Raw genomic sequence first — 21039 nt, 5'->3', positions numbered from 1 at the left:
CTTCTCGATACACGACAAAGCAAAAGATCATACGACGGTCGTGCTGTATGATTGACAGGTTTTCTAATGAAGCTCCGAGGCTTCAATCACCACCAAAAAACCTTCTTGATCATGTTCTTTTACGATTTTACGCAAAACACGGATCGTATTGTTCTCGGCTACAAGCATCAAAATTTTACGGGTCTCTCCCGTATTGAATCCAACCCCTTCCATCACAACGTCTTCACTTCCGAGCTTTTCAATGATATTGTGACGCAGGAGGCTGACATTTTTTGAAAAGATATGGACCACTTTTTTCGAGGGCCTTCCCGAGATCAGCATGTCCAGACTTCGTCCTGTTGCATAGACGCTCATCAAGCTTAACAGGGCGTACTCGATACTTGCAAAAGCGATACCGGCAGCCAGGACGATCATCACATCCATTATGATAATGACGTTGTTCTGTCTCCATTCCATCTTATCCGCTATATACCTTGCAACAATAGATGGGCCTCCGGCCGAAGCATTGCCGGCGATGATAAATCCGAGCCCTATGCCGATGGCGATGCCGCCGAACAGACTGCCCAAAATGGGATCGTTCGTCCAGGGGGCGACCTGAATGTATTCGCGTAAAAAATCGACCATCGAAGATGAAACGACAATCGAAAAGACGGTTCGGACCGCAAACCCTTTGCTGATATATTTTATACTCATCAAGACGAGAGGTATGTTGATCAGAAACATCAGCATACCCGCCGGAATACCGGTCAAGTAGTTTAACAATATCGATATGCCGGGTGTTCCTCCGGCTACGATGTGATTTGGGAGTAAAAACAGTACAATGCCCAGGGCCAATGAAGAGGCCCCGATAAAAATAAAAATATATTTTTTCAACGCTTTGTTGATCGGGATACCCGATAATTTATTGATCATTTTGAAACCTATACAGTTAAAGAGTTAAATAGGATCCAGAGAGGCTCGATCCCAAAAGGGGGCAGGATTTTAAAAAGGGTAGTCCCTGTTACCTGCGGCTTCGACGGTTACCCATTTTAGTTCGGTCATCTCTTCGATAGCAAAATGACCTCCCTCGCGCCCCATGCCGCTCTCTTTGACGCCTCCGAACGGAATATGGGCTTCATCCTGGATGGTCGGCCCGTTGATGTGCACCATACCCGATTCGATCTCTTCGGAAAGTTGCAATGCGGCACTCAAATTATCGGTAATAAGTGATGAGCTGAGCCCGTAGAAGCTGTTGTTGGCAAGTTCGATAATGTGATCGATATCGTGTGCTTTGATGATCGCGGCAGCGGGGCCAAAGGCCTCTTCATGAAAGATCAGCATCTCTCCGGTCACATTGGCGACAACAGTCGGTTGATAAAAACATGCTTCATGCTCGCGCCCGGAGAGCAGCGTCGCCCCTTTCTCAACTGCATCATCGATCAATCCGTCTATAAAGTGGCATTGCGCCTCTTCGATAAGAGGCCCGATAATCGTGGTGGGGTCTTCCGGATTGCCCACTTTCAGCGTTTTAACCTTGGCAGTAAACTTTTCGCAAAACGCATCATAGATATTCTCTTCGACGATAATGCGTGAACCTGCCATGCAAATCTGTCCCTGATGGAGAAAAGTGCTGAAGATCGCGGTATTGACGGCATAATCAACATCGGCGTCCCCGAGTACGATGGTCGGCGACTTACCGCCGAGTTCAACGGTACATCTCTTCAGGTGCATCGCCGCCGACGCCGCGACCAATTTTCCGACATGCGTTGAACCGGTCAGGGTGATCATGGCAATACGCGGATCGGTTTGAAAGGTCTCTCCCAGGTCGCCGCTTGAACATGGGATGATGTTCAAAACGCCGTCCGGCAGACCCGCTTCTTTAAAGATCTCACCGAAAACAAGACCGCAGACCGGTGTATGGCTTGACGGCTTCAATACAAATGCATTGCCTGCAGCGATGGCCATGGCAAATTTCTTTGTGCTTAGAATCATCGGTGCATTAAAGGGCGATATCCCGGCGATAACGCCTAATGGACGGCGTGTGCTGTAGGAGAACACACCAGGATCGTTGGAGGTGAATGTCTGGCCGAAAACACGTCTGGCTTCCCCGGCAGCGACACGCAAAATGTCAGCAACGAGCGCGATTTCAAACATCGCTTTTGCATAGACCGAACCGCTTTCTCGCATCAGAATAGTCCTGATCTCATCTTCGCGGCTCTCGAAAATATCGGCGGCTCTTAAAAGTACCGCCTCTTTTTCTCTCGGCGTTGTTTTTGCCCAGAGCTTAGATGCCGCGTAAGCCGTACTGATGGCCTCTTCGATCTCCTCTTTACTTGCCAAATGCACTTTGGCAAAGACCTCTCCGGTCGAAGGGTTGACATCGTCGATTACCTTTCCCGGGTGTGAGGGCTTGTTCTTTCCATTGATAAACGGCATATACTCTTTCATCAGTTGATACTCCTGTATAATTAATGTGCGGCATCTATCTTAAAGAAAATAACTCGTAAAAAAATCGCAAAAGTGTAAAGAAATAAAAGATAATTGTGTCAGACATCATGATAGTAGTGATCAAGAACGCGTTTATACTCTTCATAGACCTGAACAGGGGGCAAGGTATTGCATTACATCTTCAGTACCTGACGGATAAAATCGATGGGATATTCGATGGTCAAACCGATGTTACGTTCGTATAGTTTTTCCAGTGTTCGATTCATTCCTTTGTAAATATCGGGTTCTTCTCTTCGGCCCTGTTTAATGACGCATCGTCAAACTCGCCCCGTTCATGGATCGTTGTTCGTATCTCAATATACTCCTTGAGACTTTTTTGGTGTTTGACATAGTCCGTAAAAATTTCTATGCGTAACATATCTATCTCCGATAAAAATTCATTCAGAAGATTTTATGTTGTAATCATCGCAAAAAAATCGTAAATCATAAAACAGCTGGTTTACAATACAAAAAATAGTGTTTACATCTTTTCCGTAATAATGGTGAGTGTCAGAGACCGCTACGGAAACAGGGATTAGGGAAGAGGGTGTTCAGGCCGAAAGGCCTGAACAGAGAAAGAAGGAATTACTTCCATCCTTTTTTAACGATAGTGTTAGACTCTTTGTAAGGATATTTCTTTACAAGGTCTTTGATCGATAGTTTCTGGTCACCTGAACGCATGAAGTGTGCAAGTGTTACAGAAGCCCAGTAATCTTTCTCGTACGCGGTACCGGTGAGTTGTACCGGAACACCTTTGTCATTGACACTGTGACATGCAGCACATGTTACCGGTCCGGCATATTCGCCATCCGGGCTGTACTGCAGTGCCTGCTCGTGCGTTGTTACATCAACTGAACGTTCAGGCCCGTCGAAGCGTGTACTGTAAAGCCCGTGCGTCGATTCGTGACATGTCTGACATGCCAGGTCGCCGTGTGCTTTAGAGTAACGATACAGCGACAGTTTGTTCGGCTGATCGATCGGGAAGTATTGGCCACCTTCGCTCTCGACAAACGGCGCGATGTGACAATCCGCACAGTGAGGCTCAGATGCACTCAACCACCAGTCGTTACCGCCGGAAGCTGCCGCGTATGGTACTTCACCGCCTTTAGGGTGATTCCACGGTTTAAGGTCAAGACCCTCTTTTGCCACGTTTTTAACCAGTGTCGCCGACTTATGCTCAGAGTAGTATTTCAGTACTTCGTTGTTACCGTCGGTTTTAGGGTCGGCAAGTGCGTTGAAACGTTTCGCATCGCCATCTGTAACGGCTTTGATCATCTCTTTAAGCGTGTTGCCGCGGATAGATTTCCCCTCTAGTTTTTGTGTCGCTTTAAGATCGTCGAGTTCGTACATCTTCTGCGCTACTTTAGTGTGACAGTTTGTACAGTAAAGACCGCGCATCTCTTTAACCGGTTTGCCATGTTCGTCTTTCATAGAGACCTCGTTAAGCTGGTATTTACCGTACTCATTGAGGAAGAAAGGCGGTTTGGCATCCGGGTTGGAGTGGGCGTCACGACGTACGTAACAGCCACCGCCGCTTTGACGGATATCCCCTTTGGAGAAACGGCCTTCGCCGTAACGGTCAGTCACACGGAACGGGTTGGAGTCGTCGTTCATCGCAGGATCCTGGAAGTGTGTCGGGTGACACGATTGACAAGCCTGTGAACGTTTTCCGCCATCCGGCATCGGTACCATTGCAAGGTGGAAACTGTGGATCGCTTCGGTCAGTGTTTTTGCCTTGACTGTTTTGTACCCTGTCGCACCTGGACGCGGCTCCTGGAGGTTACCCGAGACATTGTCACCGTGACAGTCGGCACAGTTGATCTCACCTGTCTTACCAAGGCGTGATGATGAGGCTTTGTCATTATAGTCCGAGAGGAAGGTCGTACCATGGTGCGCATCATGAAGCGAAAGGATATTGATCGAAGCTTCACTCAGGCGTGCCATATACTCACTCTCATCCGGGTAGGTTTTCCAGTATGCGTACTCTTTGTCCGACTGTGTCAGACCTTCGGCACGCGCCATCTCTGCTGCTTTACCCTGGCGGGAGTGACAAGCATAACAGTTCGGGATATCAACCGGGTTGGTACCGAAATACTCAATCAGTTGGCCATTTTTGTCTGTCAGCGGTTTGCCTTCGTTATTATGAAGTTGAACAGTTGATTTTTGAAAAGGTTGGAAGTCTCTCTCGGTCACTGAACGGATACTACCTCTACGGGTAGAGTCATTAAACGCAGTGAGAGGAAGACCCAGTGCATCCCAAAGGTGTGACGCTGTCAGAACAAGCGGAATGTCTGTAACAGCCGGTACCAAGGTATCGGTGAAAACAACGTTGCTGCCGTCTTTTCCAGAGTATTCAAGATAGCCGCCGGCGATGTGTTTTCCGGTCGGGCCTGAATCGATAGGTACTTTGATGTCTTTACCGACATAGAGACGGTTCTCTTTCGTCGCACCTGCCGGTTTAGTCCCTTCAAGGTCTTTATAGATAAAGAGGTGTTTCCAGACATAGTTGGCAACGTTGTCGCCCGGATCGTCCATGCGGCCGTTGCCGTCGACATCTTTCAGGACGCCCCAGTAGCGCATCTTGTTCCCTTCACTGTACGAGTTGTCTTTGGTGTAGTAATACATCTTGACATTATCGTTTGGTGTGAGAAGCTTTGGAAGGTCTCCTTTGGTTCCCGATCTAACCGCTTGTGATTGGATCGAGTTGTATGGAGGGATAACACAGCAGTAGCTCATTTCAAAGCCGACACAGTGCATACCAAGTTCATAGTTGATAAAAAGGTTGACATCATTGACAGGGTTATAGGATTTTACCTTTTTCCCGGCAACGTTAATCGTTTCACTTTTGAGTTTGCTAAGTTTGAATGGCGGATTCTGGTCATAACCTGTAGAAGCCGACGCCATAGACGCAGTTGAGATTGTCAGGGCACCCGCTAAAAAAGCAGAAATCCCCCATGTGTTTCGTTTCATCTTATGCACTCCTTGCATTAAAAATCTTTATATCTTTACATGTTGAGTTTAAATACAGCTTTAAGTGAAATATGTTTGATACCGTTGTGATAAAAAGTTGATATAAATAAGTAAAAATTATACACTACTTATATATGGTATTTTAATTACTTATAATATTACTTATTCATAATATAAGATATGCATATATTACATTGTTGCAGAAGAAAATGATTTGGATGCTAGAGGGGTTTATGCGGAAATTTACGGCTTCTGGCCGTAGACTATACAGCCTGGCGATCACCCGGGAACATGATCGATCCAAGACGAAGCATGTTGGAGCCACAGCTGATTGCAAGCTCAAAATCGGAGCTCATCCCCATGGAACAGATCGTGGCATTGTCGAGCTCTTCATAAATCTTGTAGGTGGTCTCGAAACTTTTTTTGATAACATCCTGATCATCGGTATGCGCACCGATACTCATCACCCCTTTAAGGTTGATGTTGGGGCAGTTCTCTCTGATGTATGCATAGGTATCTTTTGCTTTTTCAGGTGCGACACCGGCCTTTGTCGCTTCGTTGGCAGAGTTGATCTGCAGGAGGCAGTCCATCGTGGTATCCCGGTCAAGAAGACGGCGCTGAAGGGCATTGGCAAGTTCGACAGTATCAAGGGATTGGAAAAGGAAAGGGTCGGCTTTGATAAGGGCGTTGAGCTTGTTGCGCTGCAGATTTCCAATGTAGTGCCACTCCAGTGGAAGCTCATCGAGCACTTCCTGCTTGGCGATAAGGTCCTGTACCCGGTTTTCGCCGAAGGCGCGCTGGCCAATCTCATAGAGCCGCTTGATCGCTTCGGTATCGGAGTATTTGCTTACCGCAACGATCTTGACGATATGGTGCTCGCTTACTTTGATGCGCGCAGCCTCGATCTTTTCGATGATGGCGTCGATGTGACGTTTGTATTCCAGTTGGTTCATGGTCATCCTTTTACACACATAGGTAGATTATTACTGCATTAACCTGTTGATATCATTATAGATACCCAAGGTCATCAGCCCAAGCAGCAGGGCCCAACCCAAAATGGTGAGTTTGTATAAAACAGCTTCGCTCGGCATACGTTTAGTGATCATCTCATAGAGGTTGAACATGATGTGACCGCCATCGAGTGCCGGGATAGGTAGGAGATTCAGCACACCAAGGTTCACGGATATCAGGGCGGCAAAAAAGAAAACGGCCATCCAGCCGTTTTCGCTGGCATCGGCCGTGATCTTGACGATACTGATGGCGCCGCCGAGCTCTTTGGCCGGGACATCGCCGGTAATAAGCTTCTGCACCCCTTTAAAGATGAGTGTTGATGCTTTATAGGTCTCATGTGCCGCATAGCCTATGGACTCGAACAGATTCAGGTCAAGCGTCGTCGCAACGCCGGCCGAGCCGATTCCCACCATGCGCCGATGTACTCTTTCGTTAAAGAGGTTGGTCGTCTCCTGTATTGTCGGCGTGACCTGAAGATGTTGAATGTAATTTCCCCGTTCAATGGTCAGGTCGAGTGTGCCGCTGGACTCTTTGATGATAGTGGACATCTCTTCCCAAGTCGCTATCTCCCGGCCGTTGATAGCTTTGATGGTGTCATTGCTCTCCACACCGCCGACAAAGGCAGGGGAGTCTTTGACAACATCACCGACAACCGGCGCCAGTACCTGCGGTGATCCCAGACCGATAAAGAGGTAGAGAAAAAAGGCGATCACAAAGTTTGCCGCCGGACCGGCCGCCAGGATCATGATACGCTGCCATGGGGCCTTGGCGTTGTAAGAGTCTGAATCGCTGCTGATCGCGGTCGGGTCAAGGTCATCCTGACCCTTCATCCTGACATAGCCGCCAAGCGGGATCATCGCGATGCGCCACTCGGTGTTGAAAAGGCGGAACGAGGCGACCTTTTTGCCAAAACCGACACTGAAGACCTCGACATAGACACCGAAAAAACGGGCTGCTAAATAGTGGCCAAGTTCGTGAAAAAAGATCAGTGCCGAGAGTACGACTAAGGAGACAAGCCAGCCCATCTATACCGCCTTTTGTTTGAATGAGCCCCAGAACCCAATAAGGTACTCCAGGCCGGAATAGATAGTCAGGATGACGGCGATCCAGAGCAGCAGGTTTGCAAACGGCCAGTGCATCAGCAGAAAACCGATCGCGAACATCTGTGAGACGGTCTTGACTTTACCGGCCCATGAAGCGGAGACATCAATACCTTCCGAGACCGCAACGGTACGCAGGCCGGTAATAAAGAGCTCGCGCACGATGATGATGTAGATCGCCCAGACCGAGGCATCGCCGGCGACCATCAGACCTAGAAAGGCCGCCATAACCAACATCTTGTCGGCAAGGGGATCAATAATGGCACCGAGTACCGTCTTCTGGTCGAGTTCGCGTGCGATAAAGCCGTCAAAATAGTCGGTAATGCTCGCCAATACAAAGAGCAGGGAAGCGAAGTAGTAGCTCCAGCTGATGTCGTAGCCGTTGTCTGTGAAGAGTTGGGGATTCAGGATGATCCAAAACATGACCGGAGCGATAGCGAGACGAATAAGTGCCAAAATATTTGGAAGGTTCAAAATAGTCCTTTTATAATTGTCAGAAAATCTATAAATACAGTTCAAAGTAGATCGTTACAATGGTATCTACACTGAACAATAGTTATATCATGAAGATGCTCCAACCTGCATCAGGGCGTACATCTTCGACTTGGCAGCCGCAAGGCTGCTAGCACCTTACGAGGTAAAGGTTGTACCGCCGTCAACAATGATGGTTTGACCTGTCAGCCATGAAGCACCTTTGTCACAGAGGAAAAGGCAGGCGCCAGTAAGGTCTTCGCTCTCGCCCATACGGTTCAGAGGCGAACGTTTTGCGACCTCTGCTTTGACCTCTTCGTAGTTCGGGAAAGCTTTCAAGGCGTCGGTATCGATCGGACCGCCGCTTACGGCATTGACGCGAATACCCATTGAACCCAGCTCCGCGGCAGCATATTTGACCATGGTCTCTACTGCGGCTTTGTTTGTACCGTGACCGGCATAGTTCGGCGTGTAGACGAGGTTGCCCGTCGAGCTCATCGAGATGATCGAGCCGCCGCCTGTCTTCTCCATGCGTCTCGCCGCTTCCTGGGAGCCGACGACAAAGGCGTCTACCGTGGCTGTCCAGATGTTGTTAAGCCCTTTGGGCTTGAGACGCATGAACGGGCCGAACCCGCCGACGACGGCACGGCCCGAGATGATTGCGTTGGAGATGAAGTAGTCCAGACGGTCAAAATCCTCGTCAAAAAGCTTGTAGACATCTTTGTAGGTATCCGGCTGAAGGATGTCCAGTTTGTAGGCACGCGCTTTGATACCGAACTTTGCTTCAACGTCGGCAATGATCTCGTTCGCCGTATCGGCATTAGTTGCATAGGTAAAGGCGACGTTGCACCCTTTTTCCGCAAAAGCGTAGACGATCGCTTTACCGATCCCGCGTGTTCCACCGCTGACAAATAAAGTTTTTCCCTGCATTAATTCATTCCTTTGATAGTGTAGTTTTTCATAATCTCTTCGATCATTTTCATATGCCTGCTGCTTGGCGGTACCAATGGAAGACGGTACTCAAGCGTCTCAGTCAGGCCGGCGATGTACATCGCAGCTTTGATCGGAATAGGATTCGATTCGCAGAAAAGCACTTTGTTGATCGGGAAGAGCAGATCATTGATCTCTTTTGCCCCTTTGTAATCACCCTCCAAAGCATTGTGTACAAGCTCGCTTTTAAGATCCGGCAACAGGTTCGCCGTGACCGAGGTAATCCCCATACCGCCGTTGGCGAGGATAGGGTAGTCGATGGCATCGTCACCGCTGAATACGGCTAGACCGGGACGGCGGGAAAGCAGCTCGACTGTTCTTTCAAGACTCCCCGTCGCCTCTTTGACGCCATAGATGTTGGCGCAGTCATCAAAAAGACGGATTGTCGTATCGGCACTGATATCGACACCGGTACGGCCCGGTACGTTGTAGAGCATGAACGGCAGGTCTGCTACCGCGTCGGCGATCGCCTTGTAGTGCTGATAGAGCCCCTCCTGAGAGGGTTTGTTGTAGTAGGGACTGACGGAGAAGATGGCGTCTACACCGCTTTTTTGCGCATGCTTGGCGATCTCGATCGCTTCGGCTGTGGCGTTTGAACCTGAACCGGCAAGGACCTTGGCTGTTGTCCCCTTGCACACTTCAACGGCAATCTCGATACAGCGTTTATGCTCGTCATGGGTCAGTGTTGCGCTCTCGCCCGTCGTCCCGACCGGGCAGACCGCGTCGATACCGTTGGCGATCTGCCGTTCGATCAGTTTTGCATAGGTCGCTTCGTCAAGTTGTCCGTTTTTGAACGGTGTGATGAGTGCTGTTGTCGCACCTGTAACAATATTCATATTATTCACCTTTTCTTAATATAACTGTCGTTGACTGTGTAAAATCAAAATATTTGTTTGCTGTTTCCTGAATATCTTTTGCACTCAACGCGTTGATAGCGTCTTCATAGTTCAACAGAGGTTCGATGGAACCGCGGGCAAGGTAGCCGCCGAAAAGATCAGCGACAGACGATGAACTGTCCAGTGAGAAGATAAAGTCGGCTTTGGTGCTGATCTTGATCTTTTCAAGCTCCTCTTTGCTCACCTTTTCTTTCTTGATGCGCTCGATCTGCGCGATCAGCTCTTTTTCGACGGTCTCGGCTGTAACCCCCGGGTTACACGAGGCAAGGAAGATGAAGAGGCCCGGATCAATGTTCTCCATGTTGTAGGCATAGATCTGGTTGACCAGCTGTTTTTTGTCCACAAGCTCTTCGTAGAGGCGAGAGCTTTTGCCGGCACTGAGCATTTCCGAGATGGCAGAGAGCTTCGGCTGGTCCGGATGCAAATAGTCAGGAATACGGAAAGTAATGGCGACCATCTCCACTTCGCTCTCTTTGTAGATCATCACACGCTTAGGACCGTCCTGTTTCGGCTCGACGAATTTGACCTCAGGAATATCGGTGCTGTTCTTGATCTTGCCGAACTCTTTCTCCGCTTTGGCAAAGGCCTCTTTCGGCTCGATATCGCCCGTGATGACCAGGATGGCGTTCTGAGGTTGATAATAGGTCTTGTGGAATGAACGGATATCTTCGAGCGTCCAGGTACGGATGTCGTTCATAAACCCGATCGGCGTCCAGTGGTAGGAATGGTAGAGATAGGCGTTGTTGAACATACGGAAGTAGAGGTAACCCAGCGGGTTGTTGTCCGTACGCCAGCGGCGCTCTTCAGTGACGACGTCGCGTTCGGGCTGGAACTCTTCGTCTTTGAGCTTCAGGTTCTGCATAAGTTCTGCAAAAAGAGAAAGCGACTTCGTAAGGTTTTCCGTGCTTGACTTGATGAAGTAGTGGGTGTAGTCAAAACCGGTCGAGGCGTTGCTCAGACCGCCGATGCTCTTGACCTCTTCGTCGAACTGACCCGCTTTGAGGTTCTCGGAAGATTTGAAGTTCATATGCTCGAGCATATGCGCGATGCCGGTCTTGCCCATGATCTCGTTGCGGCTTCCGACCTTGTAGAAGATGTCACTCGAGATGACCTGGGTGTTGTTGTGCATCGGTATGACGACGACCTCAAGTCCGTTCTTGAGGGTCTTGGTCTCGTACTTTGGTAAGCTTGTTGCCATTAAGGCTCCTGACAGTAAAAATAGTAGCGCAAAGAGTCGTATCAACGCGCAGCACCGATCGCTTGGGTTATAGAGCTGTAGCCGTCGGCTTTGATCAGCTCGATCAGTCCGGTGTTGATATCTTTGATCAGCTCCGGTCCCTCGAAGATCAGCGCTGAGTAGACCTGCACCAGTGAAGCGCCTGCTTTGATGCGGCGGTAGGCCTCTTCGGCCGAGGAGATGCCGCCGACCGAGATGAGGATGGTCTTGCCGTAGAGCTCTTTGGCAACCGCATCGAAGATGGCGAAGCTCTTCTCGGTGAGCACGGCACCGCTCAGGCCGCCGATCTCTTTCGGTTCTTTGACCAGCGAGTAGTCGATGGTCGTGTTGGTCGCGATGATGCCGTCGGCACCTTTCTCAACGGCCATTGCCGTCAGATCGACCGCCTGCTGCGCTTCCATATCGGGTGCGATCTTGAGCAGGATAGGCTTCTCGGTCAGCGCCTTTGACTCTTCAAAGAGGCGGGTGATGAACGCTTCGTTCTGGAGGTCGCGAAGGCCCGGGGTGTTCGGCGAAGAGATGTTGATGACGAGGTAGTCACCCAGCTTATGCAGGGCTTTGATCAGCGTCGTGTAGTCGCTGATCGCGTCCTGCTCGCTGGTGGTCTTGTTCTTGCCGATGTTGACGCCGATAGGGGTCGTGAACGGGTAGCGCTCCTGAAGACGGCGCTGCACTGCCAGCATCCCTTCGTTGTTAAAGCCCATGGCGTTCTGGATGGTCTTCTCTTCGATATGGCGGAACATACGGGGCTTCGGGTTGCCCGGCTGCGGCTTCGGTGTGACGGTACCGATCTCGGTATACCCGAAGCCCATCGCCTGAATACCGCGGATCATCGTCGCATTTTTGTCAAACCCCGCGCCGAGACCGACAGGGTTCAAAAAGGTGCGGCCGAAAAGCTCCTGCTCCAGGACCGGATCGGTGATGAAGTGCTTTTGCGTCCAGTAGTTGAAAGCAGAAGGGCAGACATTGGCAAAACGCAGAAACGACGCGGCAAGGTGGTGCGCCGTCTCCGGTTCTAACTTGAATAACCACGGTTTAATGCTGTCGTATGCGATCATTTATCTGCCTTGTTCTGCCTATAGTTTTTGCGATTATACTGAAATTTGCGTAAATGTTTTGTTAGTGGTGAGGATGGGGCATTTTCTAAGTTTGGAATTAGGTTGGGAATACATATTGATGTTTTATAAGTTCACAAATCGTATTTGGGTTTTGAAGTCGATGTAGGCAGTCCCAAGTACAACTTGGAACTGTAGATTTATGTTGTTAAATTCCAATTATAGTTTCTCTTCCTTCATAATTCAAGGCATTGCCTCTTCATTCTGAGCGATGCTTCGGCTGATAGGGTCATAACGATAATAGAAGCTTTGAACAAATACACAGTAAAATGCTGTTACATATTGGACTAAAGGAAAAAAATGAAAACGCCAATGTTGATGTTGACAATGTTAGTAATGTTAAGCGGCTGTACAGCGGCAGGCACCAAACCGGATAATTCGTATGAGAGACAAAATGCGGCAGCTGCCAAAGCGCATAAGGATTTTGACAGGGAGTAGCAGGGCGGCCGGTAGTGATATGGATCTTGCCGACACTGATACCGGTCGGATAGGTTTTTTAGTGCGTTTTTACGATGATGCTTCCAAGGATAATAACTCCGGATATTTTTTATCTTTCCATCCCCCTCATATATTTATTGCTATATACTTTGTTGTATTATAAATTGCAGCCGGTACAGTGGGAAGTAATTTATTATTTCGAAACACTCCCCGAACTGCTTACCGAGCATCCGCCGGTTGTAAGCGTTTTATATGAGAAAATCTTCACTGCCTAAATAATAGGCATTTTTTTTCGTCTCTAATGAAATCATATCCTGTATTATTTCATTATGTTTTTTAATATATAACGATTGAGCAGATTGTGTCGGAACCGTGAGATGCTCGGCGTATACTTCCCGCTCATTCGATGCAACAAGGAGTTGTCATGTCCGAAGCATTGTCCCAAACCACCATTACCGATCAAAAAGAGTTTTTTTACGACGGCCTTCCGATGATCACTGAAACTGACCTGGGCGGTCGAATTACCTTTGTAAACCGGAAGTTCACAGAGATGTCCGGCTATGCCAGAGAGGAACTGCTAGGGCGTCCCCACAGCATCATCCGACATCCGGACATGCCTGCCGCCTGTTTTTCGCTGATGTGGCAGACGCTGCACGACGGGAGAAGCTGGCAGGGGTATGTTAAGAACTGCCGCAAAGATGGCAATTTCTACTGGGTCATCGTCCATGTCACCCCGAAACTCCTTTCAGACCAAATGGTTGGTTATATCGCTGTCCGAAAAAAGCCAGAACTGCCGGCGATCGGACGTATCAAGGAGCTCTACGCCAAGGCAAAACAGCTTGAAGAAGAGGGCGATTATCTCGGTGCCAAAGCCCTTGTCGGCGACACGGCGCGTATTGACGCACAGAGTTTTCCGCAAGAGGAGTATGTCACTTATGGAGCGAACGCTTTAAAAGTAATGTGACACCTCCAGTTTCTAAAAAATAAAAATCCACTTCTTCATCATTGAAATAGAATGCGGAAGAGGGCGGTTATATGCTTTTAGACTCATTTTGACCTCTTAGCGCTTAACAGCCCCAGCCCCAGTGCTCTTATCTCCTCTGTTTTGTGAAAATAAAAGGTCTTGTATGCTTTCGTTTCGGGTTCAAGAAGGGTGATGTTTTTGCTGCTGTGTCCGGTGTGTGAGCGGGTCTGGTTGTAGATGAGCAGCCTTATGGACTTTTCGAACATCTCCAGGACGTTCATCGTCTTGAAGAAGTTGTCGGGCATCTCCTTGTCGAAGGCATTTTTTCCGAGAACGTCCACGGCAAGGACGTTGTCAAACGTCGCTTCGTTGATGCCAAGGTTTTCGCACAGGAAGCCGTCGCCGTAGACCGTGCCGTCGATGAGATGCTCTTCGAATATCCCGGGAATCGCCATCGTCGCAAGTACGGCATCTTTGATGCAGACATCGTCCGAGGCGTCAAAGACTTTCTTGTCGCCGTTGAGAAGGTTCGTCGCGATAAGTTTTAGGGGGATGTCGGTATCTCGCATCTTCTTCTCTTTGAAGATGTTGTCAAAAATCCTGGCAATCTTTTTATTGTCCACTACCGCATTGCCGGAAAAGGAGAACTTCACCCAGTTGAATACTCCGGAAAAACGTCTTATCTGTTCATGTATCTCTTTCTCTTTCATGCCGACGGCCATACAGGCACCGATGATGCCGCCCATGCTGGTCCCGATGATCTCGCCTGGCACGATATGTTGCTGTTCAAGGTCATGCAGAACACCCAGGTGAGCGATGCCCAGGGCACCGCCGCCGGAGAGGACAAGGGTGAAGTCGTTTGCTTTGAGGTTTTTAGTCATGGGATATTATAGTGTAAAGATGTAACAACATGTTGTCATGCGTTCTGCTTTGCGCTGGTCTCATCCAAGGTAATGAGCACTTTTCCTTTTTTGTGTCCTTCTCCAAAATACCGCATCGCATCAGCAGTCTCGCTCAAAGGGTAGACCCTGTCTATGACAGGGACGACTTTGCCGGCTTTGAAAAGTGCCAGCAGTAGAGACATATTCTTGTTGGGTTTGTGCAGCAACAGACGCATCCTCTTGCTCCCGGTCAGGGAGATCAATGGCCCCAGTAAGATGGTCTGAAAAACCCGGGCATTAGTACCTCCGACCAAGAGATAAACACCGTTTGGTGTTAACGATCGTCTGCAATCGATGATGGAATGGTGTGCCTGCATATCCAGAATAAGGTCATAATGGTGTCCGTTTCTGGTGAAGTCTTCCTGCGTGTAATCAATGACATGATCGGCCCCGACGGAACGTACGAACGCCATCTTCTTCGTACTGCAGACACCGGTCACTTCAGCCCCGAAGGATTTGGCGATCTGCACCGCAAAGGTGCCTGCACCTCCGGATGCACCGTTAATCAGGACTTTTTGTCCGGGCTGCAGCTCTCCTTTCTCGCGAAGACCCTGAAGGGCGAGGAGTCCTGCCTGTGGAAGGGTTGCCGCCTGTTCGAATGTCATCTCTTCGGGTTTAAAGGACAGTGCCTTTTCATCGGCACAGACATACTCGGCAAAACCGCCGAAACCGCAACCCGAGAGGTCGCCAAACACATCATCCCCCTCGCGGAACGCTTGGACATTTTTGCCGACCGCTTCGACACGTCCCGCGATGTCACATCCGAGTATCCGGATCTTTGTCGGTTTTAGCAGACCGGCCATCATACGGTTTACAAAGGGTATTCCCTGTAGAAGCTGCCAGTCCCAATCATTGACGGAAACCGCATGGACTTTTACCAGTACCTCGTCGTCATTCGGCATCGGTTTATCGACCTCTTTAAGTTGGAGAACGTCGGTCAAACCGTATTTGTCATAGACAATTGCTTTCATAGACACCTCCATAATTGGCTGATTCAAAAGCAGGTATGTGCCACTACTCGACGTTGACACCTTTAAACAGGAGCCACAAGCTGAATGACAACTCCCCGATGACCCCGGGTACAGCAACGATAAGTAAAAACATCTCTTTGTAGTCGGCATAGTTCGGCAAAAGAATGTTGGCAAAACTGTCTGTCAGGTATCCCAACGATGCGACGATCAGCAAGAGGCCGAGGATGCGGGGGACGATACCTGACTTGACGATCAGATAACCGAGGACAAAGAGATGCAGGCCGAAAAAGATCAAGCCGATAAGCCATGTGTTGTTAAAGGCTTTGAGCAGCAACATCTCCTGGTCTGCCAACTGGCCTGCTGTATAGACCTGCAAGTAGGCCGCACCGCTTAAGAGCGGCAAAACACTGAACAGCTGATACAGGGCGACGGCAAAAATAGCACCGTTGACCAGCCTGAGCCATGCTGCAAACAGTGAAAGAGTCTGGTTTACCGGCCTAAACAGGACGTAGAGCGCCCAGGCCAGCACCAGGTCGAAAATGACCATGATTACAAAGGCGAGCATACCGAAACGAAAGAGCATCTCGTTGGCCATAAGATTGCTGGCGGTTGCTACAGCATCTCCCGGTACAATAAGACTTTCAAGCACAAAAAAGTTTGCGTAGATACCGGAAAAAAATATGATGAGATATCCGACTCCCGCTATTCTTGCCACATTCGGCAGTGTGATGTCTGCGATCTGCTTAGTCATTTCAAATCCTCCTTATTTTTCAGGTGCGTTATGTCCTATCGTGATGACGACGTTTCCCTTTTTGTGCCCTTTTTCAACGTACTTATAGGCTTCTATGATCTGCTCCAGCGGAAACTCTCTGTCTATCACTGCCTTGAATTTTCCCTGCTCAATGAGTTCTCTGACCAAGAGCATGCTCCCTCTAATATTGACGGGATTTGGGAATATTGTTATTTTGTTGCCGGTCAACGGTCTTATGAGCGGTGTTATGAGCGGCAGAAAAATATTCTGCGCCATATAACCCAGGTCTGAGGAGATATAGGCTCCGCCCGGTTGGAGCAGATGTCTGCATTTGAAAAAGGAGCTTTTGCCGACAGTATCGAAAACAAAGGCATATTTATTTTCATCCCTGGTGAAGTCTTCTTTTTTATAATCGATCACTTTTTCGGCTCCCAGTGATTTAACTAATGCTATGCTTTCCGTGGCGCAGACCGCTGTGACACGAATACCAAAAGAATTCAGAAGCTGTACGGCAGCCGAACCGATCGCTCCGGTCGCGCCGTTGACAAGAACGCTTTGTCCTTTTTTCAGAGCTACTTTGTTGATAAAGTTATAGGCATAATGGGCCCCTTCAAAACACCCTGCCGCCTCTCTGTACGAGAGGTCTTCGGGCATTGATATGGCACTCTCTTCATGGATCGTCATGTATTGGGCCTGCGACTCAGTGCCTTTGTCATCAAACCCGAAAACCTTGTCGCCGGCTTTCAGAGAGGTGACCTCTTTGCCAACCGCTTCGACCACACCGGCAAATTCGGTCCCGGGAATCTGTTTTTTGGGTTTGAAAACACCCGTTACTAGGCGCATAAAAAACGGTTTTGCTCTGATGCTTGCGCAGTCTGTTCTGTTGACTGTCGCTGCTTGGACCTGTATGAGGAGTTCATCGTCCCTGGGCGTCGGCTTTTTCACTTCCGCGAGACGAAGAAGGTCCGGAGGTCCGTATCTTGTCCATATGACAGCTTTCATGTCGTGTTGCTCCAAATGTACTTGAGATGCCTATTCCCGTGCGCCGGTAAGCTGGTCGGATCTGTTTTAGTATAGCATTTTTTTTGCACCCTAAAATTAGATATTATTATTAATTATGATGTAACACCTCTTATGAAACAATAGATCTAAATCAATTTACAGGAGTGTGTTATGGACCTTTTTTCACCTATAAAAATTGGTGGGTATGATCTCAAAAACCGTATCTTCATGGCGCCGATGACGCGTTGCCGGAGCGTGCAGGAGAATGTACCCAATGCGATGATGGCCGAATATTATGCGCAGCGGGCATCCGCCGGACTTATCATCACCGAGGGCAGCCAGATCTCGACGCTTGGGATCGGTTATCCGTGCACACCGGGAATACATACGCCGGAACAAGTGGAAGGGTGGAAGCAGGTGACCCGGGCAGTCCATGACAAAGGCGGTCGGATCTTTCTGCAGCTCTGGCACGTGGGACGTATTTCACACTCGGCGTATCACAACGGCGAGCTCCCTGTCTCTGCCTCGGCTGTCAAGCCGGCAGGTGAGACGTACACTCCGGAAGGGATGAAAGCATTTGAAACGCCGCGGGCATTGACGGTCGATGAGATCGCACAGGTTGTTCAGGACTATGTCGCAGGAGCTAAAAATGCTGTCGGAGCCGGTTTTGACGGTGTTGAAATACACGGGGCCAACGGCTACCTTATTGATCAGTTCCTGCGTGACGGCACCAACCGTCGTGATGATGTCTACGGCGGTTCGGTAGCGAACAGGGCACGGTTTCTGCTTGAGATCGTTCAGGGCGTTTGTGATGCTATCGGCGCCGGCAGGACCGCTGTCCGGCTCTCTCCGAGCGGAACTTTTAACGACATGTCCGATTCGGACCCGCAGAAACATTTTGCCTACATATGCAAACAGCTCAACGACTTCGACCTGGCTTACCTGCACATCATCGATGCTTTGGAAGGGGATATCCAGCACGGTGCCAAGGTCGTTGAACTGAGCGTATTGCGAGAAGCCTATAAAGGGGTGCTCGTCACGAACGGCGGGTACGATTTGGAACGTGCAAATGACGTGATCCAAAACGGCGGGGCAGATGCAGTTTCCTTCGGTGCACTGTTTTTGGCAAACCCGGACCTTCCGGAACGTTTCAGAAAACGTGGTGAACTTAATGTGCCTGATCCTGCCACGTTCTATACGCAGGATGAAAAAGGTTATCTGGATTATCCGGCATTGACGTAGCTGCCAGCGTCTGTTACACGTCGTTTTTTTGTTTGAACTCCTGCCGAAACGTTTCGGAAAAAGAGGTCGGCAGGATGGTCCGGTTGATCTTTCTGAAACCGATCTCAAGAAATGCAACAGCGATCGTACCTGTCGGCAAGGCGGCAATGACAAGCACGATACTGATCTTGACGATGTCTGCGGCCTGCTGGCGAATGAAGGCTTTCTCCTTCTCGCTCTTCACCTGCTTATAGAGCAGCCGCAGCATGATGAGCGTCTCTTTGTATTCGTTGTGCGACTGGGCTTTAAGTAGGAGCACCTTCTCTCTGATCTCCTCTTTGTTGAGCGTCGGGCGTTTGATGCGTTTGAGGTAGTGTCTCACCGTGAGACCGCCGTCAGAAAGATATACTCTTTGCCGCTGATGCGGACGGAAAACTTCTTCTGCTGGAGGTAGCGTTTTGCGTAGTCGATGTCGCCAAGCAGGAGCGAGAGGTCGGACTCGCGGTAGTTGCGCATCTTTGCCCCGTAGACCATCTCCCCGTCGATCCAGCGGGAGTTCGGAAAGCCCAGTATGAGGGCGCCGTCGTCGCTGAGGTGGTTCTGTACCAGTTCCATCAGAAAGGGCTTGTAGTTGATGCCCGGGCTCTGGAGGGTGCCGATGGAGATGATGAGGTCGAAACGGCCGAGCTCCAGCTCGCCGAGCGCGTTGATGTCGTGGCTGTAGAAGTGCATGTTAGGCGTCTCAAAACGGCTTTCGGCCTCTTGGATGGCGCTTTTTGAGTGGTCGATGCCGACGAACTCGATGCTCTCGAAGGACTCTTTCGGCAGCAGCTCACGGATGAGGGCAAATTCGTCGCCTCGGTTGATGCCGAGGTTCAAGACTCTCTTTTTAGTTGCTGTTTCGGCAAGGTCCAGGGCGTGGAGGTAGGCCGAGAGAAAGGCGGGCTCTTCGTTTTTGTTGATGGCGGAGAAGCTGGAGTCGGTGCCGTACTTCTCGGACCTCTCTTCGGGGTTCTCCTGATGAAAAGAGTACGTCTCCAGCTTCTGGAAACGGAGGATAACGGTCTCATCGGAGGCGATTCTTGGTGTCATCATTCGGCAGTTGAGGTTTGCGGCCAGATCGAGCCAAGAACGCAGCGATCGGTAAAGGTAGTTCCTGCCGCTTAAGCTCACCTCGCTGCCGGCGTAGCACCCGCTGCAGAGGTCGGGGTTAAGCACTTCGAACTGAACTTCTGTCTGCTCTTTCAACCGCTCTCTCAAAACATTGGTGACGGCAAGCATGCTCTCATCGGTAAAGCGGATGATGGTCTAGCCTTTCTGCTTCAGGAGCTTGTCGTATTTTGCTTTGAGCTCAAAGTAGGCTTGTTTGTAGTCGATGATCTCATCTTCTTTTACTGTTTCGGCCTTGGGTGCCTCGTCGCTCAGGATGAAGATCTCCTCTTTGCCGTTTATTGTACGTGTTTCGGAGGGGATCTGGCCGCTTTTCGCCATCTTCATAACATTGAAAAGGCTGATCTTGTTTTTGACAGCGTACTCTTTCAGTGTGAGTTCTTTCATGCTTTCCCTTTTTGGAAGATAAGGTTCTTGAGGCTGCGTTCGTCATCGCTTGACGGGAAGCTCTCCATGTTTTCCAGCCTCTCTACAAAGGTGAATTCGGGCGCGTTCTCTCTGAAAAGGTCTTTGATGAAGGCCGTGTCCAGCTCAGGGGCGTTGAGAGCCGAAAGAACGGTGCAGTTCTCTGCAGCCAGCTCATTTAGCCTGCGGATGATTTTTACATAGTCGCTGGTCGCGGCAAAGGAGCCTTTCTGGAATGAGGGCGGATCGATGATGATAAGGTCATAAGGGCCAGCTTTTCGAATGCGGCTCCATGACTTGAGGATGTTGTAGGGCATGAAACGGCAGCCGCGGATGTCGAGCCCGTTGTAGCGGTGGTTGTCGCGTCCCGTTGCCAGTGCCCCCTTGGCCATGTCGACATTGACCACGGCACGCGCGCCGCCCGCCATCGCCGCGACGGAGAAGGGGCAGGTGTAGGAAAAGAGGTTCAGGACGTTCTTGCCTTCGGCGTTGTCGCGGACGAATGCCCGGCCTACCTTCATATCGGGGAAAAAGCCGATGTTCTGGTTGCTGTGAAAATTGAGCCTGTACTTGAGCCCGTTCTCGAAGGCAAAGGTCTCCTCCGGCAGTTCGCCGGCAACCACTTCGGAAGGTGCCCCTTTGAGGTAGCGGCGCTGGATGACCATGGCCTGCCATTTCTTATCTGTCCCGTAAAAATCCTGAAGCATGGAAACGATCGCCCGCTCCTCGTCATCGGGGGCGAAGAAGGCGGCGTATAGCACCTTGTCGGCGCTGTCGACGGTGAGGAACTTGTAGTCGCCGTAATAGTGGCCGCGCCCGTGGAAGAGGCGGGTGTACTCCTCTGTTTTGTTCTTGGCATTGGTAATCAAAAGCTGGTGCAGATCTTCTAAGGTCATAAAATATCTTTGGTAATTTTGCTG

Annotated in this window: 22 protein-coding genes; 3 read left to right on the top strand and 19 right to left on the bottom strand. The window is 49.8% G+C overall.

What is annotated here, in order from left to right:
- Positions 1-63 precede the first annotated feature (63 nt).
- From WCY20_RS08610 to WCY20_RS08560, 11 genes are all read right to left on the bottom strand, one after another.
- Positions 64-912: a YitT family protein gene (locus tag WCY20_RS08610; protein ID WP_345974371.1), complete on the bottom strand. Its 849-nt coding sequence runs from the start codon at positions 910-912 to the stop codon at positions 64-66.
- A 69-nt stretch (positions 913-981) separates the two neighbouring features.
- Positions 982-2427 carry an aldehyde dehydrogenase family protein gene (locus WCY20_RS08605; RefSeq protein ID WP_345974369.1) on the bottom strand — a complete coding sequence of 482 codons (1446 nt, stop codon included), beginning with the start codon at positions 2425-2427 and terminating at the stop codon, positions 982-984.
- A 262-nt stretch (positions 2428-2689) separates the two neighbouring features.
- Positions 2690-2845, bottom strand: coding sequence for a hypothetical protein (locus WCY20_RS08600; RefSeq protein ID WP_345974367.1), 156 nt, complete (start codon positions 2843-2845; stop codon positions 2690-2692).
- A gap of 206 nt (positions 2846-3051) precedes the next feature.
- Complete coding sequence (locus WCY20_RS08595; RefSeq protein WP_345974365.1) at positions 3052-5436, bottom strand: hypothetical protein; 2385 nt, start codon at positions 5434-5436, stop codon at positions 3052-3054.
- 263 nt (positions 5437-5699) lie between these two features.
- Entirely contained in the window at positions 5700-6389 is a 690-nt protein-coding gene (locus WCY20_RS08590; protein WP_345974363.1) for a YggS family pyridoxal phosphate-dependent enzyme, read from the bottom strand.
- A 30-nt stretch (positions 6390-6419) separates the two neighbouring features.
- Positions 6420-7472 carry an RIP metalloprotease RseP gene (gene rseP, locus WCY20_RS08585; RefSeq protein ID WP_345974361.1) on the bottom strand — a complete coding sequence of 351 codons (1053 nt, stop codon included), beginning with the start codon at positions 7470-7472 and terminating at the stop codon, positions 6420-6422.
- Entirely contained in the window at positions 7473-8024 is a 552-nt protein-coding gene (gene pgsA, locus WCY20_RS08580; protein ID WP_345978240.1) for a CDP-diacylglycerol--glycerol-3-phosphate 3-phosphatidyltransferase, read from the bottom strand.
- A gap of 153 nt (positions 8025-8177) precedes the next feature.
- A complete protein-coding gene (locus WCY20_RS08575; RefSeq protein ID WP_345974359.1) occupies positions 8178-8948 on the bottom strand; it encodes an enoyl-ACP reductase in 771 nt (256 codons plus the stop codon).
- A complete protein-coding gene (gene dapA, locus WCY20_RS08570; protein WP_345974357.1) occupies positions 8948-9844 on the bottom strand; it encodes a 4-hydroxy-tetrahydrodipicolinate synthase in 897 nt (298 codons plus the stop codon). Before dapA ends, WCY20_RS08575 begins: the two co-directional genes overlap by 1 nt.
- A 1-nt stretch (position 9845) precedes the next feature.
- A complete protein-coding gene (locus WCY20_RS08565) occupies positions 9846-11102 on the bottom strand; it encodes a pitrilysin family protein (protein WP_345974356.1) in 1257 nt (418 codons plus the stop codon).
- A 41-nt stretch (positions 11103-11143) separates the two neighbouring features.
- Positions 11144-12199 (bottom strand): quinone-dependent dihydroorotate dehydrogenase, encoded by a 1056-nt coding sequence (locus WCY20_RS08560; protein WP_345974354.1) that lies wholly within the window; start codon positions 12197-12199, stop codon positions 11144-11146.
- Positions 12200-12556: 357 nt separating this feature from the next.
- On the opposite strand from WCY20_RS08560, the gene WCY20_RS08555 reads away from it, so the two are divergent.
- Both WCY20_RS08555 and WCY20_RS08550 read left to right on the top strand, forming a co-directional pair.
- On the top strand, positions 12557-12694 hold the full coding sequence (locus WCY20_RS08555; RefSeq protein WP_345974352.1) for a hypothetical protein: 138 nt from the start codon (positions 12557-12559) through the stop codon (positions 12692-12694).
- Positions 12695-13118: 424 nt separating this feature from the next.
- Positions 13119-13658 carry a PAS domain S-box protein gene (locus WCY20_RS08550; protein WP_345974350.1) on the top strand — a complete coding sequence of 180 codons (540 nt, stop codon included), beginning with the start codon at positions 13119-13121 and terminating at the stop codon, positions 13656-13658.
- Positions 13659-13741: 83 nt separating this feature from the next.
- On the opposite strand, the gene WCY20_RS08545 is transcribed toward WCY20_RS08550, so the two are convergent.
- Genes WCY20_RS08545 through WCY20_RS08530 form a run of 4 tightly spaced genes read right to left on the bottom strand, consistent with a single transcriptional unit; the run spans position 13742 to position 17323 of the window.
- Positions 13742-14539, bottom strand: a complete 798-nt coding sequence (locus WCY20_RS08545) for a patatin-like phospholipase family protein (RefSeq protein ID WP_345974348.1) — start codon at positions 14537-14539, stop codon at positions 13742-13744.
- Positions 14540-14574: 35 nt separating this feature from the next.
- Positions 14575-15570 (bottom strand): NAD(P)-dependent alcohol dehydrogenase, encoded by a 996-nt coding sequence (locus WCY20_RS08540; RefSeq protein WP_345974346.1) that lies wholly within the window; start codon positions 15568-15570, stop codon positions 14575-14577.
- A 43-nt stretch (positions 15571-15613) separates the two neighbouring features.
- Entirely contained in the window at positions 15614-16321 is a 708-nt protein-coding gene (locus WCY20_RS08535) for a DUF4386 domain-containing protein (RefSeq protein ID WP_345974344.1), read from the bottom strand.
- A 12-nt stretch (positions 16322-16333) separates the two neighbouring features.
- Positions 16334-17323: an NAD(P)-dependent alcohol dehydrogenase gene (locus tag WCY20_RS08530; protein ID WP_345974342.1), complete on the bottom strand. Its 990-nt coding sequence runs from the start codon at positions 17321-17323 to the stop codon at positions 16334-16336.
- Positions 17324-17494: 171 nt separating this feature from the next.
- Here WCY20_RS08530 and WCY20_RS08525 point away from each other — a divergent pair, with 171 nt between their 5' ends.
- Positions 17495-18565 (top strand): alkene reductase, encoded by a 1071-nt coding sequence (locus tag WCY20_RS08525; protein WP_345974340.1) that lies wholly within the window; start codon positions 17495-17497, stop codon positions 18563-18565.
- 13 nt (positions 18566-18578) lie between these two features.
- Here the strand turns inward: WCY20_RS08525 and WCY20_RS08520 are convergent, their stop codons facing one another.
- From WCY20_RS08520 to WCY20_RS08505, 4 genes are read right to left on the bottom strand one after another with little or no spacing between them, the layout of a single operon-like run.
- Positions 18579-18926, bottom strand: coding sequence for a hypothetical protein (locus WCY20_RS08520; RefSeq protein ID WP_345974338.1), 348 nt, complete (start codon positions 18924-18926; stop codon positions 18579-18581).
- A complete protein-coding gene (locus WCY20_RS08515) occupies positions 18923-19825 on the bottom strand; it encodes a methyltransferase domain-containing protein (protein ID WP_345974337.1) in 903 nt (300 codons plus the stop codon). The genes WCY20_RS08520 and WCY20_RS08515 overlap by 4 nt, the downstream gene beginning before the upstream one ends.
- A 27-nt stretch (positions 19826-19852) precedes the next feature.
- Positions 19853-20101: a hypothetical protein gene (locus tag WCY20_RS08510; RefSeq protein WP_345974335.1), complete on the bottom strand. Its 249-nt coding sequence runs from the start codon at positions 20099-20101 to the stop codon at positions 19853-19855.
- Positions 20098-21015: a class I SAM-dependent methyltransferase gene (locus WCY20_RS08505; RefSeq protein WP_345974333.1), complete on the bottom strand. Its 918-nt coding sequence runs from the start codon at positions 21013-21015 to the stop codon at positions 20098-20100. Before WCY20_RS08505 ends, WCY20_RS08510 begins: the two co-directional genes overlap by 4 nt.
- Positions 21016-21039: the final 24 nt, after the last annotated feature.

It is taken from the genome of Sulfurimonas sp. HSL3-7 (genome assembly GCF_039645985.1).
In the GTDB taxonomy this organism is placed as follows: Bacteria; Campylobacterota; Campylobacteria; order Campylobacterales; family Sulfurimonadaceae; genus Sulfonitrofixus; species Sulfonitrofixus jiaomeiensis.
This window is presented reverse-complemented; position numbering and strand designations above follow the sequence as displayed.